Origin of the sequence: Alloprevotella sp. OH1205_COT-284, from assembly GCF_003859795.1 — a bacterium.
Lineage (GTDB): Bacteria > Bacteroidota > Bacteroidia > Bacteroidales > Bacteroidaceae > Alloprevotella.
Genome location: NZ_RQYI01000003.1, coordinates 50,663 through 74,426 on the forward strand (window position 1 = coordinate 50,663; position 23,764 = coordinate 74,426).

Consider the following 23,764-nt stretch of genomic DNA (forward strand, 5'->3'; position numbering starts at 1 on the left):
TTTATGAAATTCAAAAGAATACTCCTCAAACTCAGCGGCGAGAGCCTTATGGGCGAACAAGGGCACGGCATCGACACGAAACGTTTGAACGAATATGCCTCTCAAATTCGCGAGGCGCAAGCCATGGGCATACAAATCGGCATCGTCATTGGCGGCGGCAACATTTTTCGCGGATTGAGCGGTGCGGGCAAGGGCTTCGATCGCGTAAAGGGCGACCAAATGGGCATGTGTGCCACGGTCATCAACAGTCTTGCCCTTTCCTCGGCACTCGATGCTGCCGGAGTGAAAAATCGAGTGCTCACCGCCATTCGCATGGAACCGATCGGTGAGTTCTATTCCAAGTGGAAAGCTATTGAATCCCTCGAACGCGGCGAAGTGGTCATCATGAGTGGCGGAACGGGAAATCCGTATTTCACCACCGACACCGGTTCTTCGCTTCGCGGCATTGAAATCGAAGCCGATGTGATGCTCAAAGGAACCCGTGTGGACGGAGTTTACACGGCCGATCCCGAGAAAGACCCCACTGCCGTGAAGTTTTCCGACATTTCCTATGATGAGGTGCTCGCTCGCGGACTTCGCGTGATGGACATCACCGCCACCGCCATGTGTAAGGAAAACAATTTGCCTATCTATGTCTTCAACATGGATGTCGTGGGCAACCTGCGCCGTGTGCTTTCGGGTGAAGACATTGGCACCTATGTGCATGCCTAATGACGGTTTCGCAAAAGCACACCGATTGATAAAAATGAAAGGAAAGACGGCGAGGCTCTTATCGAAAGATAGCAGCCGGAAAAGAAAACAACGTATTGCCGTCCGGTAAACTTCAATACTGCATAAAGATTTTTGAGGCCGCATCAAAACCCGTGAGTTCGGATGCGGCCTCAATGTTTATTTCTTGAAATCGTCGAAAAACCTACACTGCGCCTTGCATGTTTTTGAATTTCAAAAAGATATAAGTGTAGGCAGGCACTTTGCCTATATACATGGGAAACGATTAAGTCTATGATGCACAGGCAAAAAGGAATGTAGACGTTTTTTCCGAAAACCTACACTGCCTACACGGTTGGGATTTCGGGCATCTGCACGCTTTTTCGATGTGGTGTGTAGATTGTAACAACGAATGTAGTTTTTTTTTGTGTTGTCTACATTTGCAACGAATTGTATTTCTGTGGTTTAACCCATGCAGTGTAGACAATGTAGATAAAAAGAAGAAAAACTCCTTGTAGAGGCTGAAAGTTGCTTTTTTTACGAAGAACGGCCTCACTTTTTCATCGTTTTTTTCGGATATACTTTGATGGGTCGAAACGCATCTTACCTAAGGGGGAGTGCGAACGGAGTAACGAGTAGAAAAAACTATCGCAGACCTAAATTTCACAAGTTCCCATGTTTTTCTCTTTTCGGTGGTTGGGGGAATGTCCGAAAAAGAGTGTAGCCCCAAGATCATGCTCCAAGGTCATGCCCGACGGAAAGCGCGGAGGTGTGATCTCGTCATTCGGTCGAAAGAAACGTTTATCTTCGTCCGCCGACGATTTGCACACCGTTTTGTTGGCGGACGCTGCCGCCTTGCGAGGTGTTGGAATTTTGGTTGTCGGTGCGCGAGCCTCTTGCCGGAGAGTTGGAAGAGCGGTGTTGTGTCGGATCTGAGGAGTTTTGCGTGTTGCGGTTTTCGGAGCGATTGCCGAAACTTCCGCCTCGGGTTTCTCCGCCTCCGTTGCGTCCTCCTTGCATCGTCCCGCCGATGCGTGAGGATGAGCCGAAATCGTTGCGACGACCGGTGTTGCGTTGGTCGTTGGGATAGGCCTGTTCGCCATAGCGAGGTGTGATTTGTCTGCTGTGGGAGTGACGGCGGCCGTCGTTTTGGAAGGAGTCGTTGCCTCTGCGTCCGGAATAGACGGGAGATGAGGAGTTGCGATAGGTGTCGTATTCGTGCCCGTTGCGATAGTCGTAGCCGCCTCGGAAATCGGGCGAGTAGGCGTCGCGCATGCCGCCTCTGCGACCGCTGAATACCATGCCGCGATAGGGCGACGGGGTGTCGTAGTGGCGATATTCCCACCTCGAACCGCGATAGCGGGCATAGACCAAGGGGCGATCGTAGTAGAAATAGTCGGGACGGTGGTAGTAGTCGTAGATGACGAACACAAAGGAGTTGCGATGCCACGAGAGGGGACGGAAGAAATAGTTGATCGAGCGGAACAGATCGTATTGCCAATCGAAGAGAATGTAGCGCAGATCCGTGTCGCGGTAGTCCCAATAGCTTCCGTAGAGGTCGTAGCGGTGGTCTATGGAGAGGAAGTAGTCGAGGTTTACTTCGTAGACGCGCTCATATTGTTCGGCCGTGAGATTGAGCTCATAGGCCATCTTGTCGGTCAGGAAATAGGCATATTGGCGAGCCTTTCGATAGCCCATGGCGTTGGCAACCATTGCACTTGCAAGGAGGATGACGAAAGAGAGTAGCAGTCGTTTCATGGTCGTCGTTTTTAGATGTTATCAATCATGAGGGTATGCCGCAAATGTCGGAAAGAATTTCAAAACTGCAAGGGAAAACAGAAAAACAATGGCATTGTTTTAGGTTTTATTTTCACTTGACGCGTCTTTGTTTGTCGTTTCTTGCATTTCACGTGAGTTCGAAGAATCCCGATGGCACTCTCCGTTTCAGCACATGAAGGCGGGGCTGCGGTGCGAAAGCGAGTTGGGCGAGAGCGGTTTGTATGGTTTTTCGTGCCAATTCGGGGTGATTGTTTTCTTCGCTCAGATGACAGAGCCAAATGTTTCGGGTGGCAGGTGTGAGATGTCGGAGGAGGGCTTCGGCCGTTAGTCGGTTGTCCATGTGTCCGCGTCCGCCCGATATGCGTTTTTGAAGATAAAGGGGATAGGGGCCGTTGGCCAACATTTGGCTGTCGTAGTTGGCTTCGATGACGAGATGTCGGGCTTGCCGCACGAAAGGGGCCATCTCGTCGGTGAACTGTCCGGCATCGGTGATGAGGCAAAAGGTGGGAGAAGGGTCGCCGTCAGTGGCCGAAAAGAGGCTTTCGCTTGTTTCGGGACGAATCAAACTGATGAAATAGCCGTTGTTTTCGCTGGCATCGTGAGGCACTCGGAAAGGCGTGATGCGGAAATTACCCACTTCAAAAGGCGTGCCGGGCGTGGTGTGGCGTTGGTGGGCGGGCATCACCTTTTTGGTCATGAAGCGGTTGCGCTGCATGCCTTCGTGTACGGGCGAAGAGGTGTAGACGGGAATGTGAAATTCTGTCGAAACGGCACCCACGGCTTTGACGTGGTCGGTGTGGTCGTGGGTGACGATGATGGCGCCGATCGTAGGGATAGTCAGCCCATAGTCGCGCAGGTGCTTTTTGAAAGCTCTGATGCCGATGCCGAGATCGATGAGAATGGCCGTTCCGAGAGATTCAAGATAGTAGCAGTTGCCGGAGCTTCCGCTTCCGAAGCATATAAATTTCATGTGTGAAGGTGCAGAGTGAGAGGTGTGAAAAGAGAGGAGAGGGGGCACGATTTCGGGTCAAAAGGGCAGACCGACGGCGAAGTGCAAAGCAAAGTCGCGATTGAAATCGGGAGAGAAAAGAGGGTAGTGGAGTTTTCCCGAATAGGCCGGATTTATGGCTTTCATACCTCCGTCGAAGCGCAAGATGAAATAATTCAGATTGAGGCGCAACCCCAATCCGTAGGCCACGGCAATTTGCCGGTGCAGAGTGGCGAGTTGCAGCCGTCCGCCCGATTGATGAGCATAGTTGCGGGTGTTCCAAATGTTGCCCGCATCGACAAAGGCCGCTCCTTCGAACTTCCAAAAGAGGAAACCCCGATATTCGACGGAGAGGTCGAGTTTGAGATTGCCGGTTTGGTTGATGAAGTCGATCTTGCCGTCTTTTCCCACATAGGAGCCGGGGCCGAGTGTGCGAACGCTCCAACCACGCACGGAATTGGCACCTCCGGCGAAATACCGCTTTTCATAAGGGATGATGTCGGAGTTGCCATAGGGCACGGCGATGCCGAAAGCGGCATGGAGCGCAAGCGAGGAGTGCTCGTTGAAGCGAAAACTCTTGGAGTAGTCGAAATCAAATTTGAGATATTGGGAGTAGGGTATGTTGAAAATGGCATAAGCACCGTGGTTGTTGCGCCGCATGCGCGAGAGGTGGGACAGGCCGTAGAGTAGGTTGCCTGCGCTCTCGAAGTTGAAACGGATCTGATAGCCGTTGGTTTGATAGAGATTGTTGGTTTTTCGTTCGCGCAGGGAGTTGTAGGTCAGCCCGTAGGACGACTTCATGATGAAGATGTTTTCGTAGGAAGAGCGCAACACGGCGTAGCGCGGGTCGTCGCCGTTGAGATATTCGTTGCGAAACGTTTCGGAAATCCAAGGCATGAAGACGTAGTTGAGCGAAACGATGTCTAAACGATGTCGCAGATTTGGGCGCGTGTGCCGGTTCCAGTGAATGCTCCATGCCGCCGTGAGCAACCGTCGATGAAATTCGGGGCGATTTTGGGAGTTGTAGAGCAACGAGAGGTCGGAAGCCCCTTTGTAGCGTCGCAGTTGCTCTTCGCCGATCGGGAAGGGGAGAGTGGGGTAGCGCAGTGTGGCTTCTGCGCCATATTCGATGTAGTCTTGGTGGGTGTAGCCTTCCAGTCGGCGAATGGCCTCGTAGGCACCGCGGAGTTTAAGCGTGAGCTGTTCTGCGCTGTGGAGCAGATTGCGATGTGTGTAGGTGAAAGTGGCCGCACCGCCCAAATCGCCGGCGGTGTTGGTGCCTTCGATGTCGAAGCTCACGCCGTGGGGCTTGTTGAGTTTCACGAAAACGTGGGCGTCGAGTGTGGAGTCGGCGGGAAGAGGCTGAGGATAGTGAATGGTGGAAAACCCGATAGCTCCCAAGCCGCTGAGATTTTGATAAGAGTATTGTGTGGCGACGTCGCGATAGAGGCTGTCGGCCTGAATGAAAAGATTGCGAAAGTAGATGCGGCGATTGATGCGTTGCCGACCGTCGGTGACGAAATGGATGTTGCGATAGAAGGTGGTGTCGCGATGGGCACTTTCGCCGTGGTTCTCGTGAAGAAAGATCTTTCCGATGCGATAGGCTCGGTAGGGCGGAAGAGAGTCGCTGCGCTGCGGCCTGCGGAAGTGGAGGGTGAGGTCGACGGCTTGGCTGTGGGCAATGGTGTCGGCCGTATAGCTGACAAATTCGTTGTTGATGTTGTAGTAGCCGTTGTTTTGAAGCCTGCGAATGATGCGTGTGCGCTCTTCTTCGAGCAATGAGAGGTCGAGCGGCATGCCTCGATAGAGGAGCGATCGTGCGGAGTCGGCCATGACGATGCGGCGGAGGGTGTCGTTGTCGAAACGCCGTTGTAATTGCTGCACGTAGGATCGCTTTCCGGGATGCATGCGATAGGTGAGGTGCAGGTGTCGGCCGCGGCGCATGGTATCGGCTTCGACGGAGGCTTGCAAATATCCTTTTCCGCGGAGGGCTGCCACGAGCGAAGAGCGCGAAAAGTGCATCAGAGTGTCGTTGAAAGCAACGGGGGCTTCGCCGATGCGGTGCATGAGGCGATTGAAAGGATGATGCGGGTTTGTGCCCGACAAACAGTAGATGCCGAGGGGCACTTTGGCCGTGCTCAGCCAACGCGTGTTGGCCTCTTGGCGGATATGGAGGCGATAGTCGGAAGGTTTGATGTCGGGGGCATCGCTTTTCAGATGCACCGATGCCAAGAGATACTTGTCGTCCGAAAGAAAGCGCACGGGAGAGCAGGACGAAAGCCCGATGACAAGGAGAAGAAGAGAATAGAGGGGGTGCAAAAACTTCACGGAGCAAGAGATTATTTAATATGCAAAGATAGATAATTTCAGAAAAATGTTTGTAGCTTTGCAGGAAATTTGTGCGTATCGTAAGCAAAGAATAGGAATGCTTAGCAAAAATAAATTGAAATATCTTCGGCAGCTGGCTCAAAAGAAGCACAGAGATGCCGAGGGCGTTTTTTTGGCAGAAGGGCCGAAGGTGGTGGAGGATTTGCTGCCTCACTTCGACTGCCGATTGCTCTGCGCGACGAAAGCATATCTTCAACGAATGCCTTCGATAAAAGCCGGAGAACTATTGGAAGTGACGCAACGCGAACTCGAACAAGCCTCGCAACTGAAAACACCGAGAGAGGTGTTGGCCGTTTTCGGACAGCCGAAACCGATGTCGGGCACAACGCTCTCCGACGTGGCACGGAAAGAATTGGTGCTGATGCTCGACGGCGTTCAGGATCCGGGAAACGTGGGGACGATAGTGCGTATTGCCGATTGGTTCGGCATTGAGCATGTGTTTTGTTCGGAGGACACGGCCGATGTCTTTGCCCCAAAAACCGTGCAAGCCACAATGGGAGCAGTGGGGCGGGTGAAGGTGACGTATGGAAACCTGCCGGAGATGCTGGATGCTCTTCCCGAAACAATCGCAATCTATGGCACCTTTCTCGATGGCGAGAACCTGTACGAACGCCCGCTTTCGTCGAACGGCGTGATCGTGATGGGCAGCGAAGGGCAGGGCATATCGGACGCAGTGTCGGAAAGGGTGAATCGCCGTCTTCTGATTCCCAATTTTCCTCCCGATCGCCCCACCGGCGATAGCCTGAACGTGGCTGTCGCCACAGCCGTGACCTGTGCGGAATTCAGACGAAGAACGAGCGGATGAGATGGGCGGAAAGATAAAGAACGCCGCGTTTTTCGCACCTTTCGATCGGTAGACGAAACGAAACTCCCGATCATGTTTTGAAGTTTTTTTTATGACAGTATTTTCACTTTTGTTTGTCGGTATGTTGAACATGCTCGCGGTGGCATCGCTCTTGGTGATGTTGCTCTCTGTGACGATTTTGTATTTCACACGTTGGAAAGCCTACGAAAAGGTGGTGCAGCTGGCCGAAGAGCAGGCTTTGCGCACCGTTTCTCTCGAAAAGAACAGGCCCGAAGCATCGGCAGCAACCTCTGGGAGGAGAGAGAAAACTCCCGCCGTTTCGGTCGTTGTGACCAGTGAGGGCGAGGGGGCTTTGATCAAACGCAATTTGGAGTCTTTGCTCAATCAGCGACTGGCCGATTTCGAGGTGGTCGTGGCCAATGCTTCGAGTGAAGAAGACGAAACGTTTATCGTGGTGAGCGAACTGCAAAAAAAATATCCGCATCTCCGACAAACCTTCGTGCCGAAAGTGCATCGCAATATAGATCAACACAAACTGGCACTCACTTTGGGCATTCGCTCGGCCAAAGCCCCTTGGGTCGTGGTGATGCTGCCCGATGATGTCCCCGAGAGCCGAGATTGGCTCTATCATCTCTCCACGCATTTCACGAACGATAAAGACGTGGTTTTCGGATATTCCAACTACGATAACAGCATCGGAAGTCCCGGCCGCCGAGCCGTTTTTCAGAATGGAAAACGCTTTTTGCAGCAGGCTCAGGCCGCCTTGGAGGGAAAGGCCGTGGGCTGTGGAGGAACGAACGTGGCTTTTCGGCGCGAGTGGTTTTTGCAAAGCGGCGGTTTTGTGGACAGTCTTGAAGTGCCCTATGGGGAGTGTGCTCTTTTGGTCGATGCCCGTGCCCAAGAAGGACGCGTCGCGGTGGAATTGCATCCCGATGCCGTGACGCGCAGAACCCTGCCCAATGCTTCCGTCTTGACGGAGCTCTACAACGTGGCCGATGATATTTTCTCGCGTTTGCAAGGGCGTGTTCGAGGCGTGTTTGTAAACGATGCCGTCGCCGGTGTCGCCATCTATGTCGCATGGCTGTCGGTTGTGCTTTTCGTGTGCGCAAGATGGTTGTTTTTCGGCACCGTGGAGTGTGCCTTCTTGACAGCTTGGGGAGTGGATCTGCCACAAGAAACGCCTCATTACGAATGGGCATATCTGGCCTTGGACCTTCCGGCCTTGTTGCTGGGTGTCGTGTTGCTGTTGGCACCGATTTGGGCGGCGAAGCGTTGGTGTACCGCTTTGAACGAACGAAACTTCGGCATCTATGTCTGGTGGTTTGAGTTGTTGCAACCTTGGCGAAACTCCCATTGATTTTTGCAAATAGGTGTTTGAGGGCGCAGCAAAGCCAAACCTTGGCAAAACACTTTTCATATTGATCGTTTTACCCCTCGAAATCGATAAAGATAACCGCAATCGTTGAGCTTTCGACTCTTTGATTGCGGTTGCTCTTTGTGGACGATCGTTGTTTTCGGGAGTGAGGAGTTTTGCCACACCCTCCTTTTGATGTGCCTGCCGTTGTACGATGATACCCACCGAAGAGGCAGAGTGATTTGGCTCCAATGCCGAAAAACTTTCTTCCAACGTAGAAAAATTTTCTTCCAATGTAGAAAAACTTTCTTCCAACGTAGAAAAATTTTCTTCCAATGTAGAAAAACTTTCTTCCCATGCAAAAAGATTTTCCTCCCATGCAGCGTTTTCACCGCTCGAAGCAGCCACCGCAAGCGGACATGCCGACAACGCATGTCGAGCATTTCGCACCATGCCGTTTCTCGCTCCGCCATGCTTCGGCATACCCCTCTCGCGTACGCGCGTGTACGCGCGCGCATTCCCTTATGTTGTATTTTTGCTTTCACTGCCTTCGCAAAATCGACCAACTTGCTGAATTTCAGGGAGAAAATTGCGAAGGCAAGTGAAGGCAAAACGAAAAATGAAATTGCAATACGTTGACAATCAGATTGATGAACTCGATTTTTGCCTTCACCTTCTCCGTTTTACCCTTTCTACCCCGATAATTGCGGAAGCAAGTGAAAGCAAACAGTGGGTTTTGCTTTCACCGGAGATGGCTGACAATCAGACTGTTATTTTTCTGTTTTTCATGTTGCCTTCACTTGCCTTCGCAAGTTTCTCCCTGAAATTCAGCAAGTTGGTCGATTTTGCGAAGGCAAAACAGCGAAAAATAAAAATATAGGGTGAAAACGGCCGTTTTCGGCCGTCTTGCCTCTGTCGGGCGCAAGTTTTTGGGCAAGACAGGAAGTGTCCGAAAAAGTCGGTAAGCACTTTCGGACATCATCGTGTTTGGAGGCTGGGCTTACTCGGTTTTCCAAACCCTCTATGTCCGCCAACAGCACATTGTCGTCTGTAAACAACAACCGCATTCAAAGAACCGAAAGCTCAATGAATGCGGTTGTTGTGAGAGAGGTGAAAATGATTGATATGGAAAGTGGTTTGCCAAGAGAACACTTGGGGATAAAAACAACGCTTTTCATCATCAACTTATCTGACGTCCGAAATGGGCGGCTTATCGTCGAGATCGAAGAGGAATCAGGGTTTCTTCTTGAAAAAGAAATCGTGAATGTGTGAGAGCGAGTCGAGGTCAAGACAGCTCTCGATGTGCCGCTTGCGTTTGTCTTCGAGAATTTCGTCGACAGCAATCAGAATGCTTGTTTCCTCGACGTTGCCAAATTCGTGATTGACGGCAGTGCCGAATACGCGCATTGTGGGAGAAAGGTTCATGTAGGCATTGACAAGCGGAGGGATGTTGACGCCTCGTTCGCGCACGGCCTTGTTCAAAACTTTGTAGTCGGTGCGGAAATCATCTTCCACGAAAATCTTGTTCAACTCTTCTTGTGACATTTCGAGGCGAACGGGATGATTGGCCGTGACGAGCCCGTCTCTGTCGCCGAAATGACGTTGTAAGAAATAGAGAATCATATCGCGTGCCGGTCGGTCGAAAGAAGGGTACATGGTCATCTTTCCGAAAAAATATTTGAGATCGGGAATGATGACAGTCAATGCTCCAAGACCGTCCCAAAGGTTGTCGAGCGCATAAAGGCTTTTGGCGAGGTTGCGAGTGCTTTGGTATTCGAGGGTGACGAAAGAACGGCCGAGCTCAACGGTTTGGGGAAGGAAGTTTTCGATGAAATTTTCTGAAAACTTGAACATGTGCCCGGTTGCCAAGTGGGGCTGTCCGTCGGGCGAAAAACGGATGTCGCCGGGAGGAAGGAAACGATAACCGCCCAAAATCTCTTCTTCGTCGGGATTCCAAACGATGAGTTGGTAGTAGGGATGTTCGCAGGTGTCAAAATCGTCTAAGTCGAATGCGAAGCCCGTACCGCCTCCGGCTGCCCGAAAGGCAATTTCGCGCAGTCGTCCGATTTCACGCATCACGTTGGGGGCATTGTGGTGGGTGATGATGTATATGTCGTTGCCCGCTTTGTTGGTTTTTCGAAGTTTACGCTCCGGCGTGAGCTCCGATTTCAAAATTTCTCGTGGGATAGGGGCGATGATTTCTTCCATAGAATAGAGGTGCGTGGTGCGGTGATGAGAGAGGGGCTGTGTCAGGATGTTCGAGCGTTGAGTTGATAGACGGTGTCGCGTACGACTGCTGCCCATTCGGTCGGGGTTTTGTCTTTCGTGAAACTTTGCCACGGAATGGGTTTCCCGATTTTGAGCGTGAAGGTCTTGTTTTGACTTTTGTACAACTCATCGACCAAATAGAGCATGGCGATATTGAATTTGATGCCGAGGCGTTTGGACACATTGGCCAAACGGTAGAAAAAGTCGGAGTTGCGCCCTTCGAGATAAATGGGAACAACGTCGCGGTGGCTTTCGATGCTTTTGGTGACGAAAGTCTTTTTCCACTCCACATCTTGAATGATGCCGTCGATTTTGCGAGAACATAGTCCGGCGGGAAACATGATGAGGTGGTTGTTGCTATGAAAAGCCGTTTCCACCATTTTGGGAAATTCGCGACTCTGCTTGCCGGTTTTGTTGATCGGAACAAAAAAAGGAGCAATTCCGGTGAGATTCATCAAAAGATCGTTGGCAAGAAAGCAAATGCGCTCGTTGTAGCGTCTACCCAAAAACGAACCGAGCATGATGCCGTCCGCACCTCCCAAAGGGTGGTTGGAAACAAAGGTAAAACGGCGGCCGTCGGTGTCGTCGGGAAGATGTTCCAACCCTTCGATGTTGAGATGAAGCCCCAGATATTTCAGACAATCTTCCATCCAAGTCACACCGACGGTTTCTCCTTCTTTCAAAATAAAATCATTGATCCAGTCTTGGTGAATGATGCGTTTGAGATAATTGACAAGAAAACGAGGAACAAAACGAGAATTTTTACCCATTTTGCTTTCGAGAACTTGGTCGATGTTGATCGTTTTGGGGTGTGACATATTGAAAAAAGAAACAATCTGTGAATTACATTGCCGAGAAGAAAGAATAAATGCTTTTTGCGTTCACTGTCTGAAATAATTCTCTTTGAAACTACTGCAAAAATAATAAGAAAAAATCGCAATTCGTAGCATTTATCGGCTTTTTTGAAAATAAGAGAGTATCTTGTCGCCAATAGTAAAACGGAAATGGAAAATAGGAGACTTTTGCAAAAGCCTCCATAGGGTAAAGATACAAAAAAAGAAAGAATTGACAAAATAAACAAAGAAAATAGTTTTGCAGAGGTCTCATTGTTGTACCGACGTGCCAAAGAAAGCCTTGCTGCATCCTTGACGGTGTTCTTGGAGTAACTCCCCATGGATCTTCCGCTGATCCCTCAAATCTGCACAAACAAAAAACGCATCGACTTTTAATCAATGCGTTTTGAAAGGGCTGTGGGCGCTGACGGATTCGAACCGCCGACCCTCTGCTTGTAAGGCAGACGCTCTGAACCAGCTGAGCTAAGCGCCCCTTGCCTTCATTTCTGAATTGCGATGCAAAGGTAAGCACTTTTTCTTTTACCTCCAAAAAAAACGAGAGTTTTTTTCTTCAAAACCGCTCTTTTTTTCAAACGAAAGGTTTAAGCACTCTTTTTACATCTTATAAAAAGGATTTTGACATCCGACAGCGACAATTTCAAAACGATCTTCGTCGCAGGATGTCGTAAAAGAATGCCATAAAGGAAACGCAATATCCCCACAGAGATGACGAAGCAAAAGATTTTTCAAGACAGAAGCAACGATAGTCAAGCGTTTTTTTGTATTTTCGCTTTTCGGAACACGCATCTTCCTCATCATGAAAAAATACGTAAAAAAACTCTGTGTCAAAAACGTGGAATTTCTGCGCGAAGACTACATTTTGCTTCGTTTATCCGATCCCCACGACACTCTCCCCGAAATGTTGCCGGGACAATTCGTACAGATCGCCGTAGAAGGTTCGCCCGCCACCTTTTTGCGCCGACCGATCTCGATCAACTTTGTCGATAAAGAGAAAAACGAATTCGATCTCCTCATTCATGCCGTAGGCGACGGAACTCGTGCATTGACGCGTCTTCAAGAAGGCAACACGCTCAGCTGCATCTATCCTTTGGGAAACGGTTTTCGCATTCCTCCCATTGATGAGGGCAAGAAAAAGTTTCTTTTAGTGGGCGGAGGAGTCGGTACGGCACCGATGCTCCTCTACGGACAATGCCTAAAAGCTGCCGGCCACGAACCGACTTTTCTATTGGGAGGACGCAGCCGACGAGATATTCTCGAACTCGAACGCTTTGAAAACATCGGCCGCACTTTCGTGACGACGGAAGACGCCGGCATGGGCGAAAAGGGTTTTGTGACGCATCACTCCATTTGGCAGACCGAAACCTTCGACAGCGTGGCAACCTGCGGTCCCAAACCGATGATGATGGCCGTCGGCCGAATGGCTCGCGCCCGACAAACGGAATGTTTCGTTTCGTTGGAAAATCTCATGGCTTGCGGTGTGGGAGCTTGTCTGTGTTGCGTAGAAAAGACCGTGAAAGGTAACGTCTGCGTATGTACGGAAGGTCCGGTGTTCAACATTAACGACTTAACTTGGGAATAAATGGCACAACTCGCAATCAACATAGGCAACCTGTCGCTCCGAAATCCGGTCATGACGGCTTCGGGGACTTTCGGGTATGGTTTGGAATTTACCGATTTCATCGACCTCAACCGCCTCGGTGCATATATCGTAAAAGGCACAACTTTGCTTCCGCGACAAGGCAACGACTATCCCCGCATGGCCGAAACGGCTTCGGGAATGCTGAACTGTGTCGGCCTGCAAAACAAAGGGGTGGACTACTTCTGTAAGGAGATTTATCCGCAACTCAAAGATTTCAAATCGCACGCCATTGTCAATGTGAGCGGCTCGACGCCGGAGGACTATGCCGAGTGCGCCGCAAGGGTGGCCGAGCTTGAAAAAATTCCGGCCATTGAGCTGAACATCTCCTGCCCCAATGTTCACGACGGCGGAATGGCTTTCGGCGTATCGTGTGCCGGTGCCGCCTCCGTTGTCAAAGCGGTCAGAGCTGCCTATCCGAAAACGCTGATCGTGAAACTCTCTCCCAACGTGACGGACATCTCGGAAATCGCACGTGCCGTCGAAGCCGAAGGAGCCGATTCGGTATCTCTCATCAACACCCTTATGGGCATGAGCGTAGACATCGAGCGACGCAAGTCAAATCTGAGCATCGGCACGGGGGGATTATCGGGACCTTGCGTGAAACCGATTGCCCTCCGTATGGTACACCAAGTGGCAAAAGCCGTAAAAATCCCCGTCATCGGTCTCGGAGGCATCATGAACGCCGAAGACGCAATAGAATTCATCATGTGCGGCGCGACGGCCATACAAGTGGGAACGGCCAACTTCATCGACCCCGCCGTCACGATGAAAATCATAGACGGCATGAACGACTGGTGCGATCAACACGGCGTGAAAAATATTTACGAGATTATCGGTGTGATTTGAAAGTCGCAGTATGCCTAAACAATAAGCATTTCCGCTTAATAGGTTCCGGTTCTTTTTCCTTTTTCCCGCACATCGCTCGATCGCCTTTTCTCTGCGATCGAGTTTTTGCATTCCTTTCAACCACAAAGACGCATTATAGAGGGTCTGCGGATAATCTCGGTGGGCAAGCCCTCTTTTGTCATCAAGAATAGAGTTATTATCTTTGCCTCATGAAAACCGCGCCATCCTCCCGGATGTGCTGATCGACAACTTCGATATTGTCAATTTTATAAAGACCAATACTCGTTTTGACATTTGGTTGGATGAACAGAAAGTTCAGATGCGTTGTTATAAGAGTAATTCTTCGGTAATCTCCTATGGTTTTGGTGATTACCATATTATTCGCGGTTTTTCCATTCGTGGGCGTGCCACTTTTTTGCCTGTTCGCGAGCGCAAATTGTTAGACAAGTCTACCGGAGAAGTGTTCAGCTACGATTGGGATCTTTCGCAGGACGAGGCAATCCGGCTCAATGCCGAGTTTGTCGCTTTTTTAAGGAGGAAATTGAGACAACTCCCGTAAGCACCTCTCTGCTTGCCCAACGCTATGGGCCTAACGGACAAACGCTTCGCAAGCAATACAAAAAAACAGTGATTACCGCACTTGGAAGTCATTGGAACATGCGGATGAATATTTGCAGTTCCCTAAGAATTTCTCTTCCGATATGAGTCTTGACGAGACATGTTTGTCTAACGGTGAGGTTTATACTATCCTGACCAATAAGGCATCTCATGGCGGAAGAGGCATCCCGCTGACCCGTTTCAACTTGTCTGCGATTTGTCTGCACTCGCAGCATAAAAATCAAGAAAGTTGCTGAAATTCAGCAACTTTCTTTGGCTTTGGTTGCGGAGGCTCGACTCGAACGAACGACCTCCAGGTTATGAGCCTGGCGAGCTACCAACTGCTCCACTCCGCGATCTTATCAATCAAGTATTGTTTTCTTGATTGCGATGCAAAGGTACATACTTTTGTTGAATTGTGCAAGTCTTGGCTGAGAAAAATTTCATTTTTTATTCCGAAGAGGGTGTAATGAAATCTGTATATGGCAAAAGGTTTGGCTTTTTGATTGTGAAATTGTAGAGAATGGGATTGGGGTTTTGGGGAGGAGAGGCAGGGCAGAAGGTCAATTCGGCGAAAGATAGGATCGGCGGAAGAGGTGAGGGGGGCAGCTTGGGGAGTGGGAGAATATAAAAAGAGGCCGTATCAAATCCTATTGGTTTTTATGCGGTTTGAATAATAAAAAAACGCCACTCGGCATAGACCGAGCGGCGTTGTCTGATAAAGGGATGCGGTGATTAGCCGTTAACCTTCTTCATGTGAGCGATGAGATCGAGCACCTTGTTGGAGTAGCCGATTTCGTTATCGTACCAAGATACAACTTTCACGAACGTGTCGGTGAGAGCGATACCTGCTTTGGCGTCGAAGATAGAAGTGCGAGTGTCGCCGAGGAAGTCGGAAGAAACAACATCTTCTTCGGTGTAGCCGAGCACACCTTTGAGTTCGCCTTCGGAAGCAGATTTCATGGCTTCGCAGATTTCAGCGTAGGTGGCGGGCTTGGCGAGGTTTACGGTGAGGTCTACCACGGAAACGTCGAGCGTGGGAACACGGAAGGCCATACCGGTGAGCTTACCGTTGAGTTCGGGGATAACCTTACCTACGGCTTTGGCGGCTCCGGTGGAAGAGGGGATAATGTTGCCGGCAGCGGCACGGCCACCACGCCAGTCTTTCACGGAAGGACCGTCTACGGTCTTTTGAGTGGCGGTTGTGGCGTGAACGGTAGTCATCAAACCATCAGCGATGCCCCATTTGTCGTTGAGAACCTTAGCGATGGGAGCCAAGCAGTTGGTGGTGCAAGAAGCGTTGGAAACGAATTGGGTGCCCTTTTCGTATTTGTCGAAGTTTACACCGCAAACAAACATGGGAGTGGCATCCTTGGAAGGAGCAGACATCACGACATATTTGGCACCGGCTTCGATGTGAGCCTGAGCTTTGTCTTGTGAAAGGAAAAGACCGGTGGATTCCACAACGTATTCGGCTTCCACTTCGTTCCATTTGAGGTCAGCGGGATTGCGTTCGGCGGTTACGCGGATTTCTTGGCCATTAACGATGAGCACATTCTTTTCAGTGCAGAAATCAATTTGACCTTTGAACTGTCCGTGCATGGTGTCGTACTTGAGCATGTAAGCCAAGTAGTCTACGGGGCAGAGGTCGTTGATACCTACAATCTGGATGTCGCTACGGTTTTCGATAGCGGCGCGGAAAACGAAACGGCCGATGCGACCGAAACCGTTAATACCTACTTTAATCATGATAGATGGTTTGTTATTGAAATTGGTTGTTTAAAACACTTGTTTTTGTGAAGAATGTAGAAAAATAAGGCCGAAGCCGATATTTTCTTCTTTTTAGTAGCGCAAAAATACGAATAAGTTTTTATTTTTGCACAAAATTCAGTCGAAAAAAAATATAAGAAATGGCGAAATCAACTTTTCTGCAAGAATTCAAAGCATTTGCCGTGAAAGGCAATGCGATAGATATGGCTGTCGGTGTGATCATCGGTGGAGCTTTCGGTAAGATTGTAACCTCCATTGTAAACGATCTCATCATGCCTCCCATCGGTTGGTTGATCGGAGGAGTGAATTTCAAAGAGCTTTCCGTAAAGTTGCCGTCTGTCATCGAAGGGCAGGCCGAGGTAACGATCAATTACGGCAATTTCATTCAAACCGTTTTTGACTTTGTCATTATTGCTTTTTGCATTTTCTTTCTCATTCGTCTGCTTTCCAAATTGAAACAGGAAGTTCCCGAACAAGATGCTCCTGCCGCTCCTGCCGCTCCGACTCAGGAGGAACTTCTTGCCGAAATCCGTGACCTTTTGAAAAAGCAATAATTTTTTCCACAAATTGATTTGTGGCGCGAAGCAACCTCGTCTACTTCGCGCCACGCTTATTATATAACGATTTGATTTACGATGCAACAGAAAATCATTATTCTTGATTTCGGATCGCAAACCACGCAGCTTATCGGTCGTCGAGTGCGCGAACTGGATACTTTCTGCGAAATTCTGCCCTACAACAAGTTCCCTCACGACGATCCGTCCGTGATCGGTGTTATCTTGTCGGGCTCTCCTTTCTCCGTTTACGACCCCGAAGCCTTTCAGGTCGAGCTTTCTGCCATTCGCGGCCGATTGCCCATTTTGGGAGTTTGCTACGGTGCTCAATACATGTCGCATATCTATGGCGGAAAGGTCGAGCCGGCACCTTCGCGTGAATATGGGCGCGCCAATCTCGAAACGATCGAATTCGACAATCCGTTGTTCAAAGGTTTCCAACCCAATTCGCAGGTGTGGATGAGCCATGGCGACACCATTACCGCCATTCCTTCCGGTTTCCGTTGTATCGCCTCCACGTCGAAAGTGAAATATGCCGCCTATCAAGCCGAAGGCGAAAAACTTTGGGGCGTGCAGTTTCACCCCGAAGTCTTCCATTCGCTGCAAGGTGCACAACTCTTGCGCAACTTCGTGGTCGATATTTGCGGCAGTCGTCAGGATTGGAGCGCAGCTTCGTTTGTGGATACCACCGTTGCCGAACTCAAAGCGCAGCTTGGAAACGATCGCGTCATTCTCGGCCTTTCGGGCGGTGTGGACTCCTCCGTGGTCGCCGTGCTGCTCCATAAGGCCATCGGCGACAAGCTCACCTGCATTTTCGTAGACCACGGCATGTTGCGCAAAGATGAGTTCGCGAATGTCCTCGAAGACTACAAATGTCTCGGCCTTAATGTGATCGGCGTCGATGCGAGCCGAAAGTTTTTTAGCGAACTGGCCGGTGTCGAAGATCCCGAAGCCAAACGCAAAATCATCGGTTCGGGTTTCATTGACGTGTTTGAGGCCGAAGCCATGAAAATCACCGATGCCAAGTGGCTTGCGCAGGGCACGATTTATCCCGATCGCATCGAGAGCCTCAACATCACGGGGAAAGTCATTAAAAGTCACCACAATGTGGGGGGGCTTCCCGAAAAGATGAATCTTCGCATTTGCGAACCGCTCCAATGGCTTTTCAAAGACGAAGTGCGCCGTGTGGGACGCCAAATGGGCATGCCGGAGCATCTCATCAATCGCCACCCTTTCCCCGGCCCCGGTTTGGCAGTGCGCATTCTCGGCGACATCACGCCCGAAAAGGTGCACGTGCTTCAAGAGGCCGATGATATTTTCATCCGCGGATTGCGCAACTACAAGGTCAAGATGGACGTGGCTCAGGCTCGTCGAGTGCTGGCTGCCGGTGTGCCTAACGGTGCTCCCGATCAAGGCGAAATCGAAGTTTCGCTCTACGATCAGATTTGGCAGGCCGGCGTCATCCTTCTCCCCGTCAAAAGCGTCGGTGTTATGGGCGATGAGCGCACTTACGAACAAGCCGTTGCCCTTCGTGCCGTAACCTCCACCGACGCCATGACCGCCGACTGGGCACATCTCCCTTATGATTTCATGGCGCAAGTGAGCAACGACATCATCAACCACGTGCGCGGCATCAATCGCGTGTGCTATGACATCTCTTCCAAACCGCCTTCGACGATAGAATGGGAATAATTCTCGTTTGAGTGCTGCCGGCGAGGGCGATGCCCAAAAGAAAGGGGCAGAAATGTTTTATATGCAAAAAGAGAAAAGGATGAAAAGGGGCTGCGCTAACACAGCCGTTGCCTGATATTGGAAACAAAGCTAAAAACGACCAGATGTACAAACTTCTTTCTCGGAAACTGAGGAAGAGCCTGCAATTTTCAGATTATTTCATGCCGAAATGACAAAGGTAAATACCGGTGGAATTTAGCTCTGAGTTAGAAAATTTTTCCTCTGAGGCAGATTTTTTTAAGTCAGAGGTAAGAACGTCTGTTTCCTGCCCAATCGGGAAAATCTTCTTCACGCGCGCGTACGCGCGCATTCCCCTTATGATTGTATTTTGCCTTCACTGCCTTCGCAAAAACGCCTATCATTCTGAATATCAACTCCGTATTAGCGAAGGCAAGTGAAGGCAAGACATCGGGATTATTTTCAATCCTTTGGAAATCAGATTTTTGTGTCGTTCTCTTGCTTTCATAACCTTGAAAACAGGAGGATTTTGGTGCGCCATAGCGGAAGCAAGTGAAGGCAAAATCTTGTTTTGCCTTCACCATAAAAGGTTGATATTCAGTTAATAAAAAATCCGCAAATCGTTTTGCCTTCACTTGCCTTCGCTAATACGGAGTTGATATTCAGAATGATAGGCGTTTTTGCGGAGGCAAAATGGCAAAAAACAAATTTATAGGGGAATAAACGTCGAAAATGGGCGGTTTCATCGAAGTCGTGATGAAGCGCCGGCAGAAAACCGAAACGCCCTCCTCCTTCGTGTATGCGGTCGCGATGGAGGGGGAGGGACGGATGCGTGTTTTTCAAGAGATCGACGAAAAGTTTTGCTGTTCCCGGCGCAGGCGATGCAGTTGCGACCATAGGACGGCGAAACGATTGTCGTTTTCGGAGGGATCGGCCTCGATGATGCGTGCTGCCGCTTCTCGCGCTTCGCTCATCAGGGCGGCGTCTCCGATGAGGTGGGCTATTTTCAAGTCGAACGGCAATCCGCTTTGCGCCGTTCCTTCGAGATCGCCGGGGCCGCGAAATTTCATGTCGGCTTCGGCGATGACAAATCCGTCGTTGGTATCGACCATGATTTCCATGCGTTGGCGCGTGTTGTCGGAAAGGTTGTCTTTTGTGACGAGAATGCAGTAGCTTTGTTCCGCTCCGCGTCCCACGCGTCCGCGCAACTGATGGAGCTGAGCCAGCCCGAAGCGTTCGGCATTTTCGACCACCATCACCGAAGCGTTCGGCACGTTTACGCCCACCTCGATCACCGTGGTCGATACCAAAATTTGGATCTCGCCTGCCGAAAAGGCTCTCATGGCTTCTTCCTTTTCGGCCGGTTTCATGCGTCCGTGCACTTTACCCACTTTCCATGGGGCGAAGGCTTCCGAAACGGCTTCGAAGCCCTGTTCGAGAGCGAGCAGGTCGAGATTTTCGTTTTCGTCGATGAGGGGATAAACGAAGTAGACCTGCCGCCCCTTGCGCAGTTCGCTTTCCACCCCATTGTAGAGTTGTTGCCGCTGTGTGGAGCGGAAGTGTTTGGTCACGATCGGTTTGCGCCCGGGCGGAAGCTGGTCGATGACGCTCACGTCCAGATCTCCGTAGACGGTCATGGCAAGCGTGCGCGGTATGGGGGTGGCGGTCATGACGAGGATGTGCGGCGGTCGCGAGTTCTTTTGCCACAAGGCGGCGCGCTGTTTCACGCCGAAACGGTGCTGTTCGTCGATGACGACAAGGCCGAGATTGAGAAAAGCAACGGTAGGTTCGATGAGGGCATGAGTGCCGACGGTGATTTGAACTTCGCCGTTGGCGATGCCCTCCAATATCGTTTTTCGCCGTCGGCCTTTGACGTTGCCCGTGAGTAGCTCGACGCGCAGGCCGAGTGGCGAGAGTTGCGAGGAGATGCCTTTGAAATGCTGTTCGGCGAGGATTTCGGTGGGTGCCATGATGCAAGCCTGAAATCCGTTGTCGAGGGCGAGGAGGGCAACAAGTGTGGCGACCATGGTCTTTCCCGATCCTACGTCGCCCTGCAAGAGGCGGTTCATCTGTCGTCCGCTTTTGAGATCGGCATGCACCTCCTTGATGACCCTCTTTTGCGCCTCGGTGAGGCGGAAGGGAAGGTGGTGGCGGTAGAAGTCGTTGAACTGGCTGCCCACTTTGAGAAACGGCCACCCGGCATAAGTGATTTTGCGGTTTTTGGTGTATTGCAGGATGGAGAGTTGGAGAAAAAAGAGCTCCTCGAACTTCAATCGTCGGCGCGCCGCCGCCACATCTTGTGCGTTTTGCGAGAAGTGCAGGTCGCGAATGGCGCGGTCGCGACTGACGAGTTCGTGTTCGCGCATCAATTCGGGCGTGAGGGTTTCGGGCAGGGGAGCGGAGAGTTTCTCCAAGGCGTTGGCCACAAGTTCGTTGATCGTGCGCGAGGTGATGTGTGCCTTGTCGAGTCGCTCGGTGGAGTGATAAACGGGCTGCATGCGCAACAGAGGTCTGTTTTTCACCTTTTCGAGTTCTTCCAGCTCCGGGTGTGCGATGGAGAGGTGATTTCCGAAAGGCTTGGGCTCGCCGAAGAGCTGATAGTCCACGCCCACCTTGTAGGCTGTTTCGAGATATTTCGACAAGCGAAACCACACCAGCTGAATGAACCCCGTTCCGTCGCTGAAAGCGGCCACGAGGCGACGCTTCGGCCCTTCGCCGAGTTTCTGGAAATTGACGATGCGTCCGCGCAGTTGCACGTGCTGCATTCCCTCGGTGAGATCGCAGATGCGGTGTATCTTTGTGCGGTCTTCATGGCGGAAGGGATAGGTGTTGAGCAAGTCGTCGACGGTACGCACGCCGAGTTCCGATGCGAGCAGTTTGGCGCGCACCGACCCTACGCCTTTGAGATAGGTGATGTCTTGGTCGAGATAGCTGTTCATGGTGAGGAGTCGCGCGGTTTGTTGCAGGAGCAACTGCCCGTTTGTTCGGTAGAGGGGTAGAGGGTGTCGCGTTCGAGGTTCGGAAGAAGATCAGTTCATGCGGTCGCGATAGTCTTCGTAGCGATATTCTCGGAGCACTTCGAGCGTCTCGTCGGCGTGGAGCAGACAGAGGGCGGGATGGTGGATGCCGTTGAACATGTTGGTCTTCACGGTGGTGTAGTGAATCATGTCTTCAAACACCAATTCGTCGCCCACGCTCAGCGGAGTCTGAAAACGCCAATAGCCCATATAGTCGCCGCTCAGACAGCTGTTTCCGCCGAGGCGATAGACGCAACGGTCGGTTTCGTGGCCGATTTCGTCGCCGTCGCAGAGCGTTTCCGCACCGCGAACGGTGGGGTGATAGGGCATTTCCAAACAGTCGGGCATGTGGCAGGTGAAAGAGGCATTGAAAAGCGCCGTTTTTACACCGGCATTGGTCACGATGTCGACCACACGTGCCACCAAAACGCCCGTTTGCCAAGCAAAGGCACTGCCGGGTTCGAGAATGACCTTCGGGTGCGGATGGCGGCGACGGAAGTCTCGGAGAATTCCGATGAGGTGCTCGGTGTCGTAGTCGCTGCGTGTGACGAGATGCCCTCCGCCGAAATTGATCCACTCCAAGCGGTCGAGCCATGCGCTGAATTTCGCCTCAACGTGTTCGAGCGTGTGTTCGAAGGCGAAACTGCTGCTCTCGCAGTGGTTGTGGATGTGAAAACCGCTGATGCCTTCGGGAAGGGTGGGGGGCAGATCCTTGGCGAGGATGCCGAAGCGCGATCCGGGGGCACAGGGATCGTAGAGGGCTGTTTCGATTTCGGAATATTCGGGATTGACGCGCAAACCGCATTCTATCCGTTCGTCGGCCTTGTGGGTGGCGTTCCATTGCCGTATGCGGGGGTAGAAACGTTCGTATTGCGAGAGCGAATTGAAAGTGATGTGCGAAGAGCAGCGCATCATTTCATCGAAGGTTTCTTCCTCATAGGCCGGCGTGTAGGTGTGGGCGCGGCTGCCGAATTCCTCCAAGGCCAACCGTGCTTCGTAGGGCGAAGAGGCTGTGGTGTGGGAGATATATTCGCGAAAGATGGGAAACGTCTTCCATTGGGCAAAAGCCTTGAAAGCCAAAATGAATTCGACGCCGGCGCGTTCGGCGATCCGACGGATGAGCGTGAGGTTGCGACGCAAGAGGCGTTCGTCTAGGATATAGGCCGGAGAGGGGGCGGTGGGGTAGAGTTGTGACATGGGGAGAGAAAGGGAGATACGACTGGGGCTTTAACTTCTACGCCCCTGAGCACGATGCTCAGGGGCGCAGTGTAGGGAGAAAAGGGCGCGGCTTACATGATGCCGTCTTCGCGCAACTTTTGTTGCCATTTCCATGCGGTCGAGAGCGAGTCTTCCAACGTGTGGACGGCTTTCCAACCGAGCACCTTGTTGGCTTTGTCGACGTTGCCCCAAACCTTTTCGATGTCGCCGGGGCGACGAGGCGAAACCTTGTAGTTGAGCTTGACGCCGGTACACTTTTCAAAGGTGTTGATGAGTTCGAATACGCTCACGCCGTTTCCCGTTCCGACATTGAACACTTCGACGGGATCGGTGTTTTCGCCTTTGACGATGCGCTCCATGGCGCAAACGTGTGCCTTGGCGAGATCTACGACATAGATGAAGTCGCGAATGCAGGAGCCGTCGGGGGTGTCATAGTCGTCGCCGAAGACAGCGAGTTGCTCGCGAATGCCAATGGCCGTTTGGGTGAGATAGGGGATGAGGTTGGCGGGAGTTCCGTTGGGCACTTCGCCAATGAGCGCCGTGGGGTGGGCACCGATGGGGTTGAAGTAGCGCAAGATGATTGCCGATATGGGAGCACCGCTGGCCACGAAATCTTGAATGATTTCTTCGTTCACCTGCTTGGTGTTGCCATAGGGAGATTCTGCTTTTTTGATGGGGGCGTCTTCGCTCACGGGAAGCCATTCGGCATCGGGTTGTCCGTAGACGGTGCAGGAAGATGAGAAAATGATGCCTTTCACCTCATATTTGGGCATTAGTTTTAGCAGGTTGATGAGGCTGACGAGGTTGTTCTCATAGTATTTGAGCGGTTGTTCCACAGATTCGCCCACCGCTTTGGAAGCAGCAAAATGAATGATTCCCTCGATGGCGGGATATTTTTTGAAAACGCCTTCCAAAGCCGGAAGATCACAGCAGTCCACTTGCTCGAAAGCCGGACGGACACCGCTGATTTTCTCTATGCCGTCGATCACTTCTGCTTTGGAGTTACTCAGATTGTCGATGATGACAACTTCATAGCCGGCAGCTTGAAGTTCGACCGTGGTGTGAGAGCCGATGAAGCCCGTTCCGCCGGTCACGAGAATGGTTTTTTTCATTTTTCTTGGAAATTTGATATTGACTTGAATATGGGGCAAAGGTACAATTTTTTTTTCGTTCACGCTTCGCAAAATGATGAATTATTTTAACGATTGGCGAGATTTTCAACACATGCTTTTGAGGAGCTGTCCGCTGTGAAACGAGAAGAACGGAAAGAGAAGAGAAAAAGAGTTTCTT

At 51.1% G+C, this 23,764-nt stretch carries 20 protein-coding genes, 2 tRNA genes and 1 pseudogene; 11 read left to right on the top strand and 12 right to left on the bottom strand.

Annotated features, from left to right (window positions below; genetic code table 11):
* Nucleotides 1-3: 3 nt before the first annotated feature.
* Entirely contained in the window at nucleotides 4-711 is a 708-nt protein-coding gene (gene pyrH / locus EII14_RS01725) for a UMP kinase (protein ID WP_124930846.1), read from the top strand.
* Between the two features lie 798 nt (nucleotides 712-1,509).
* Here pyrH and EII14_RS01730 read toward each other — a convergent pair.
* The 3 genes from EII14_RS01730 to EII14_RS01740 all read right to left on the bottom strand — a co-directional run bounded on the left by EII14_RS01730 (nucleotide 1,510) and on the right by EII14_RS01740 (nucleotide 5,803).
* Complete coding sequence (locus EII14_RS01730) at nucleotides 1,510-2,466, bottom strand: hypothetical protein (RefSeq protein ID WP_124930847.1); 957 nt, start codon at nucleotides 2,464-2,466, stop codon at nucleotides 1,510-1,512.
* 148 nt (nucleotides 2,467-2,614) lie between these two features.
* A complete protein-coding gene (locus EII14_RS01735; RefSeq protein WP_124930848.1) occupies nucleotides 2,615-3,457 on the bottom strand; it encodes an MBL fold metallo-hydrolase in 843 nt (280 codons plus the stop codon).
* Nucleotides 3,458-3,514: 57 nt separating this feature from the next.
* On the bottom strand, nucleotides 3,515-5,803 hold the full coding sequence (locus EII14_RS01740; RefSeq protein WP_233569339.1) for a BamA/TamA family outer membrane protein: 2,289 nt from the start codon (nucleotides 5,801-5,803) through the stop codon (nucleotides 3,515-3,517).
* Between the two features lie 91 nt (nucleotides 5,804-5,894).
* Between EII14_RS01740 and EII14_RS01745 the strand changes: the two genes are divergently transcribed.
* The 4 genes from EII14_RS01745 (at nucleotide 5,895) to EII14_RS01760 (ending at nucleotide 9,294) form a co-directional block, all read left to right on the top strand.
* Nucleotides 5,895-6,668 carry an RNA methyltransferase gene (locus EII14_RS01745; protein ID WP_199733851.1) on the top strand — a complete coding sequence of 258 codons (774 nt, stop codon included), beginning with the start codon at nucleotides 5,895-5,897 and terminating at the stop codon, nucleotides 6,666-6,668.
* A gap of 91 nt (nucleotides 6,669-6,759) precedes the next feature.
* A complete protein-coding gene (locus EII14_RS01750) occupies nucleotides 6,760-8,025 on the top strand; it encodes a glycosyltransferase family 2 protein (RefSeq protein ID WP_124930851.1) in 1,266 nt (421 codons plus the stop codon).
* A 616-nt stretch (nucleotides 8,026-8,641) separates the two neighbouring features.
* The gene (locus EII14_RS01755; RefSeq protein WP_124930852.1) at nucleotides 8,642-8,902 is read left to right on the top strand and encodes a hypothetical protein; all 261 of its coding nucleotides are present in this window, start codon (nucleotides 8,642-8,644) and stop codon (nucleotides 8,900-8,902) included.
* 143 nt (nucleotides 8,903-9,045) lie between these two features.
* Nucleotides 9,046-9,294, top strand: a complete 249-nt coding sequence (locus EII14_RS01760) for a hypothetical protein (RefSeq protein WP_124930853.1) — start codon at nucleotides 9,046-9,048, stop codon at nucleotides 9,292-9,294.
* On the opposite strand, the gene EII14_RS01765 is transcribed toward EII14_RS01760, so the two are convergent.
* The 3 genes from EII14_RS01765 to EII14_RS01775 all read right to left on the bottom strand — a co-directional run bounded on the left by EII14_RS01765 (nucleotide 9,256) and on the right by EII14_RS01775 (nucleotide 11,616).
* Nucleotides 9,256-10,230 (bottom strand): GNAT family N-acetyltransferase, encoded by a 975-nt coding sequence (locus EII14_RS01765; protein ID WP_124930854.1) that lies wholly within the window; start codon nucleotides 10,228-10,230, stop codon nucleotides 9,256-9,258. The genes EII14_RS01760 and EII14_RS01765 overlap by 39 nt on opposite strands.
* Before the next feature lie 41 nt (nucleotides 10,231-10,271).
* The gene (locus EII14_RS01770; protein ID WP_124930855.1) at nucleotides 10,272-11,108 is read right to left on the bottom strand and encodes a 1-acyl-sn-glycerol-3-phosphate acyltransferase; all 837 of its coding nucleotides are present in this window, start codon (nucleotides 11,106-11,108) and stop codon (nucleotides 10,272-10,274) included.
* 433 nt (nucleotides 11,109-11,541) lie between these two features.
* Nucleotides 11,542-11,616, bottom strand: a tRNA-Val gene (locus tag EII14_RS01775).
* Nucleotides 11,617-11,940: 324 nt separating this feature from the next.
* Between EII14_RS01775 and EII14_RS01780 the strand changes: the two genes are divergently transcribed.
* The 4 genes and pseudogenes from EII14_RS01780 to EII14_RS09640 form a co-directional block, all read left to right on the top strand.
* Nucleotides 11,941-12,723 (top strand): dihydroorotate dehydrogenase electron transfer subunit, encoded by a 783-nt coding sequence (locus tag EII14_RS01780; protein WP_124930856.1) that lies wholly within the window; start codon nucleotides 11,941-11,943, stop codon nucleotides 12,721-12,723.
* A complete protein-coding gene (locus EII14_RS01785) occupies nucleotides 12,724-13,629 on the top strand; it encodes a dihydroorotate dehydrogenase (RefSeq protein ID WP_124930857.1) in 906 nt (301 codons plus the stop codon).
* A gap of 175 nt (nucleotides 13,630-13,804) precedes the next feature.
* Nucleotides 13,805-14,188 (top strand): transposase family protein, encoded by a 384-nt coding sequence (locus EII14_RS01790; protein ID WP_233569341.1) that lies wholly within the window; start codon nucleotides 13,805-13,807, stop codon nucleotides 14,186-14,188.
* 8 nt (nucleotides 14,189-14,196) lie between these two features.
* Nucleotides 14,197-14,411: pseudogene (locus EII14_RS09640) on the top strand (hypothetical protein); the annotation flags it as partial.
* Between the two features lie 95 nt (nucleotides 14,412-14,506).
* On the opposite strand, the gene EII14_RS01795 reads toward EII14_RS09640, so the two are convergent.
* Both EII14_RS01795 and gap read right to left on the bottom strand, forming a co-directional pair.
* Nucleotides 14,507-14,582 (bottom strand) — tRNA-Met (locus tag EII14_RS01795).
* A gap of 379 nt (nucleotides 14,583-14,961) precedes the next feature.
* Nucleotides 14,962-15,975, bottom strand: a complete 1,014-nt coding sequence (gap, locus tag EII14_RS01800; protein ID WP_124930858.1) for a type I glyceraldehyde-3-phosphate dehydrogenase — start codon at nucleotides 15,973-15,975, stop codon at nucleotides 14,962-14,964.
* A 161-nt stretch (nucleotides 15,976-16,136) separates the two neighbouring features.
* On the opposite strand from gap, the gene mscL reads away from it, so the two are divergent.
* Entirely contained in the window at nucleotides 16,137-16,550 is a 414-nt protein-coding gene (gene mscL / locus EII14_RS01805) for a large-conductance mechanosensitive channel protein MscL (protein WP_124930859.1), read from the top strand.
* A gap of 81 nt (nucleotides 16,551-16,631) precedes the next feature.
* The gene (gene guaA / locus EII14_RS01810) at nucleotides 16,632-18,242 is read left to right on the top strand and encodes a glutamine-hydrolyzing GMP synthase (protein WP_124930860.1); all 1,611 of its coding nucleotides are present in this window, start codon (nucleotides 16,632-16,634) and stop codon (nucleotides 18,240-18,242) included.
* Nucleotides 18,243-18,523: 281 nt separating this feature from the next.
* Here the strand turns inward: guaA and EII14_RS01815 are convergent, their stop codons facing one another.
* The 4 genes from EII14_RS01815 to galE form a co-directional block, all read right to left on the bottom strand.
* Nucleotides 18,524-18,874, bottom strand: coding sequence for a hypothetical protein (locus EII14_RS01815; RefSeq protein WP_124930861.1), 351 nt, complete (start codon nucleotides 18,872-18,874; stop codon nucleotides 18,524-18,526).
* Nucleotides 18,875-19,078: 204 nt separating this feature from the next.
* Nucleotides 19,079-21,178: an ATP-dependent DNA helicase RecG gene (gene recG, locus EII14_RS01820; protein ID WP_124930862.1), complete on the bottom strand. Its 2,100-nt coding sequence runs from the start codon at nucleotides 21,176-21,178 to the stop codon at nucleotides 19,079-19,081.
* A 90-nt stretch (nucleotides 21,179-21,268) separates the two neighbouring features.
* Entirely contained in the window at nucleotides 21,269-22,453 is a 1,185-nt protein-coding gene (nspC, locus tag EII14_RS01825; protein ID WP_124930863.1) for a carboxynorspermidine decarboxylase, read from the bottom strand.
* A 92-nt stretch (nucleotides 22,454-22,545) separates the two neighbouring features.
* Nucleotides 22,546-23,586, bottom strand: a complete 1,041-nt coding sequence (gene galE / locus EII14_RS01830) for a UDP-glucose 4-epimerase GalE (RefSeq protein ID WP_124930864.1) — start codon at nucleotides 23,584-23,586, stop codon at nucleotides 22,546-22,548.
* Between the last annotated feature and the right edge of the window lie 178 nt (nucleotides 23,587-23,764).